The sequence below is a fragment of the Cyanobacteria bacterium GSL.Bin1 genome, assembly GCA_009909085.1.
Classification (GTDB): Bacteria; Cyanobacteriota; Cyanobacteriia; order Cyanobacteriales; family Rubidibacteraceae; genus Halothece.
Genome location: JAAANX010000078.1, coordinates 1 through 4,620, shown reverse-complemented (window position 1 = coordinate 4,620; position 4,620 = coordinate 1). Strand labels below are relative to the sequence as shown.

Here is a 4,620-nt window from a genome sequence, read left to right as displayed (position 1 = left end):
AACAATTCCGGCTAAGACGGCTAAAGGAATGCCAGTTGTGAGAGGGGCAGCCCAGAGGACAATTACCAATAACACCAGGGCGCGGGTTAGTCCGGATACCGCTGTGCGTCCCCCGGCTTGGATATTAACGACAGTGGGAGTTGTTGCACCAGAACCGGCAATTCCACCACCAAAACCGGTGAATAAATTCGCGATTCCTTGACCAATTAACTCCTTATTGGCTTTGTATTCTTGACGAGTTAAGCCCTCCGAAACCACACAAGTGAGTAAACAATCGATCGAGCCGACGGTTGCCAAGATAATGGCATTGACAAACATTAACCGTAAATTACCTGCACTAAAGGTTGGCAGTTGTAAGTCTGGTAAACCCGGACTAATTTCGCCAATGGTGCCAATGGTACGAATATCCATCCCACTGAAGAAAATCATAGAAATTGCCGTGCCAATCAGTAAAGCAATTAACTGTGGCGGAACCACTCGTTTCCAACGGGAGGGATACAAAAATAAAATTGCCAAGGTAATAACCCCCAACAAAGTTTCCCAAGGATCAAGATTAGCAATCAGCATCGGTAGATTTCTCAGTACCGCAAGCACGCCTCCTTCTGGGGTTTCTTGTCCTAAAAACGGGGCAAGTTGAACAAAGATTAAAATCACCCCAATCCCAGTCATAAAACCAGAAATGACGTTATAGGGAAGCATCGTAATATAGCGTCCTAAACGGAGAACCCCAAACAGAATTTGAAATCCGCCCGCCATCATAATGACGGTAAATGCCATGGCTAACCCTTGTTCTGGGTTATTGGCTGTCAGTTCCGTAATCACAGCAGTCACAATGACCGTCATCGGACCTGTGGGTTCAGAAATGAGGCTCGGTGTCCCACCAAATAACGCTGCAAAAAAGCCAATTAAAACGGCTCCCCATAAGCCAGCAGCAGCCCCAGCACCAGAGGCAATCCCAAATGCTAACGCCATTGGGAGAGCAACAACTGCAGTTGTGATTCCCCCAAGGATATCTCCTTGGAGATTCCGAAAATGAATTGTGTTTGTAATGTTCATATAAAGGTTTTCCAATTGTCCAGAATTAGTTTAGTCCATCTAGCGGAATAACAATACTGGGAGTTGGGTACTTCTCAGCACTTGTGCGGTGGTACTGCCAATCACAAGAGAACGAATACGACTATGCCCATAAGCTCCCATGACAATCAAACTAATATCATGTCCTTCGGCATAACTGGCAATGATTTTTTCGGGATTCCCTTCTAAGATTTGACAAATGGGATCAAATCCTGCTGCTCGCGTTTGTTCTTCAGCTTCTTGGTTGCGTTTTTGAGCTTTTTTATCTTGAGCGGTTCGTGCCACCGTGAGGATATGGAGTTCTAATCCTTGAAAGGCTGGTGATTCGACCAGAAAACGCAACATTTTCTGACAGCTTTTACTGCCATCATAGGCAAAAAGTAAGCGTTTAATGGGCTTAAATTGACGAGGCGTAACCAAGCATGGTTTATGACTCCCCCGTAAAATACGCTCGGTATTCCCGCCCAAATGATTGGAGGCAAAGGGGGCATTTTCGCCGCGCTTACCTAAGATAATTAAATCGGCATTGGTTTCAAATTCGTGAAAGCAATCCACCAGAAAACCGGTTTCGTGGATGGTCTTAACATCTTCTACTCCTTCAGACGCTAGCCGTTGTTTGGCATCTTCGAGGATCAGTTTTGCCCGCTCATGATTGATTTTGGCTTTCTCATGTTCGAGTTCGACGAGTTTGCTTAGTAAATCTTTAGCAGCATCAATGCCAATGCTGCCACTTAAATTCCCCGTTTCAATGGATTTTTGAGAGCGAACATCGGTGACATACAAAACATCAACACGAGCCTCAAGGCGAGGGGCAAGCCAAGCTGCATAATGATAACTTTCTTGGGCAAAAGCAGAGCCATCGGTGCATAAGAGAATATGTTTCATTGATTTGAATAGTTTAGTGACTGGCAACTTTTTCGAGAGCATCGGGTTTATCATGAATGGCAAGGCGATCAAGCATTTTGGCACTGTCTTCATTCAAGCCCACCAGTTCCACTTCTGCGCCATGACGACGGAATTGAATGACAACTTTATCAATCGCATTGACCGCCGATTGATCCCAAATATGAGCATTGGAGAGATCAATAGTCACTGTTTCAACTTCTTCTTTGAGATCAAAGCCATTCAAAAACTGCTCAACAGAAACGAAGAAAATTTGTCCTGCGACGCTATAGGTGCGGTGCATCCCATCAGGGCTTAGCTTTTTATCAACAAAGACCACTTGAGCAATTTCACGGGAAAAGAAAAGGGTACTGAGGGCAATTCCCACCACTACACCAATCGCTAAGTTATGACTAATTACGGTTACTAAGACTGTGGTAACCATAACAAAGGTTTCACTGCGAGGCACGCGGGGGATATTGCGAATCGATGACCAACTAAATGTGCCAATGGAAACCATAATCATCACAGCAACCAGAGATGCCATCGGAATTTGTTGTACCCAATTTCCCAGCACTAGGATAAAGAAGAGAAGAAAAATCCCTGAAGTAAAGGTGGAAAGCCGTTTCCGTCCGCCAGATTGGATATTAATAACGGATTGACCAATCATGGCGCACCCTGCCATGCCCCCAAAGAAGCCCGTCATAATATTGGCAATGCCTTGACCTTTGGCTTCGCGGTTTTTATCACTGGGAGTATCAGTTAATTCATCAAGTAAGGCTGCGGTGAGTAAAGTTTCTAGTAACCCGACAATGGTCAGGGTTAAAGCGGGGGGGAAAATAATTTCTAACGTTTCTAAATTTAAGGGAACCTCGGGTAGGATAAAAATCGGAAATGCTGTGGGTAGTTCCCCCATATCTCCCACAGTAGGAACATCAAGTTCAAGGAAAATCGAGACTGCTGTTAGTAAAACAATAGCAACCAGAGGAGAGGGAATGGATTTAGTGATTCTGGGAAAAAGGTAGATAATCCCTAATCCCACAGCGACCATCACATAAACTTCCCAAGGTGCGTTAGTCAGTTGTGGAAACTGTGAGGTAAAAATCAAAATCGCAAGGGCATTAACAAACCCAATCATCACCGCCCGTGGCACAAATTTCATTTGCTGGTCGAGCTTAAACAGAGCCAAGACAATTTGCAAGATACCTGTCAATATGGTGGCTGCAAACAGATATTGCAGACCCTGTTCTTTTACAAGGTTAACCATGACGAGTGCCATTGCCCCCGTTGCACCGGAAATTAAGCCGGTGCGCCCACCAAAAATGGCAGTAATGACTGCAATAACGAAAGAGGCATATAACCCAACTTTCGGGTCAACCCCAGCAATTAAAGAAAACGCGATTGCTTCTGGGATCAAGGCTAAAGCCACTACCGCACCAGCAAGAATATCTTTTTGTGTATTAGAAAACCACTCTCGTCTTAATAAATTGAAGTCCAAACTTTCTCCTTAATCTTAATAACAACATTGCTCAAAAATAAAAATATTTCTGAGCATAAGTTATTGAATTTATAGCCCTTCTTATTTTGTTGAGGACAGTGACCAACGACCCATGATGTATGGACGTTCCATGGAACACTCCTCATTCTCTTGAAACAAGAAATGGGTAATATTTTTCAGACCAACGCAATCCTCAATCCACCTTATGGGGGACAATTTCCACGATTTGTAGCTTTGGGAAAGAGATTGCTGTGCTGCATGGTTTGCTTAAAAAATCTTTAGACAGAAATAAGGTATCATACGATGTGACGCTCTGCAATAAAAGTTTACGATTTTTAGGGAAGCCAGTTTTCGTCTAAGACTTGTTCTAAGGTGGCAATGGGTGTTTCAGGAAAGGTTTCAAGGGGAAGGCGCGATCGCGCTGCAGCAATTTCTCTCCCATCTTGATAACACTCAGCAAAAATTTCTTCTAAATAAGGTTTTAAACTCGGACTATCTGCCAGTTGATCTTTCATTTGCTTACGAAAGTTGGCAATTTCTGCTTCCCAATGACCACGATTATTTTCAACTTCGGCTTGCCAATAGTTTAATTTCAGCAAGTGTTCAAATACTCTTCTAAGAAGGTTCTTGAGTTTCCTTTTTTCACGACGACTCAAATCGGATAATTCCTCAATTAAATTTTCCCAGTCAACCGTATTGAATTCTTTATTTTCTAGCTGTTTAACGGTTGCTAATACCCAAAGGTTATAATCAGTTTCGTATAAACTTTTTTTGATGGGTTGTGATTCTGTGAACATTGTCTTTTTTGATGATTACTTTGACAGAAAAGAGGATACTGAAAACGACTAGCTACTTTATGAGTAGCTTGTCGTCATCATTAGGGAAGCCAGCTTTGATCTAAGACTTGTTCTAAGGTGGCAATGGGCTGTTCAGGAAAGGTTTCAAGAGGAAGCTGCGATCGCGCTGCAGCAATTTCTCGTCCATCTTGATAACACTCATTCCAAATTTCAAATAAATAGGGTTTAAGACTAGGGCTTGCTTTCAATTCTTTTTTAATCTGTTTGCGAAAGTTGAGAATTTCGGCTTCCCAATGACCGCGATTATTTTTAATTTCGCTTTCCCAATATTTTAATTTCAGAAGATGCTCAACTAAACGCATTAATAAA

At 42.8% G+C, this 4,620-nt stretch carries 5 protein-coding genes; all 5 read right to left on the bottom strand.

Annotation, left to right across the window (positions count from 1 at the left end; translation table 11 throughout):
• On the bottom strand, positions 1-1,056 hold a 1,056-nt coding region (locus GVY04_09635; protein ID NBD16381.1), incomplete at its 3' end, for a sodium-independent anion transporter.
• A gap of 39 nt (positions 1,057-1,095) precedes the next feature.
• The gene (locus GVY04_09630) at positions 1,096-1,959 is read right to left on the bottom strand and encodes a universal stress protein (GenBank protein ID NBD16380.1); all 864 of its coding nucleotides are present in this window, start codon (positions 1,957-1,959) and stop codon (positions 1,096-1,098) included.
• 13 nt (positions 1,960-1,972) lie between these two features.
• On the bottom strand, positions 1,973-3,454 hold the full coding sequence (locus GVY04_09625; protein ID NBD16379.1) for an STAS domain-containing protein: 1,482 nt from the start codon (positions 3,452-3,454) through the stop codon (positions 1,973-1,975).
• A 335-nt stretch (positions 3,455-3,789) separates the two neighbouring features.
• Positions 3,790-4,251, bottom strand: coding sequence for a DUF29 family protein (locus GVY04_09620; protein ID NBD16378.1), 462 nt, complete (start codon positions 4,249-4,251; stop codon positions 3,790-3,792).
• Positions 4,252-4,331: 80 nt separating this feature from the next.
• On the bottom strand, positions 4,332-4,620 hold a 289-nt coding region (locus GVY04_09615), incomplete at its 5' end, for a DUF29 family protein (protein NBD16377.1).

Excerpts from the sequence above, each read along its gene's own strand:
- GVY04_09630 (NBD16380.1), bottom strand. The coding sequence starts at position 1,959 with ATGAAACATATTCTCTTATGCACCGATGGCTCTGCTTTTGCCCAAGAA.
- GVY04_09620 (NBD16378.1), bottom strand. The coding sequence starts at position 4,251 with ATGTTCACAGAATCACAACCCATCAAAAAAAGTTTATACGAAACTGAT.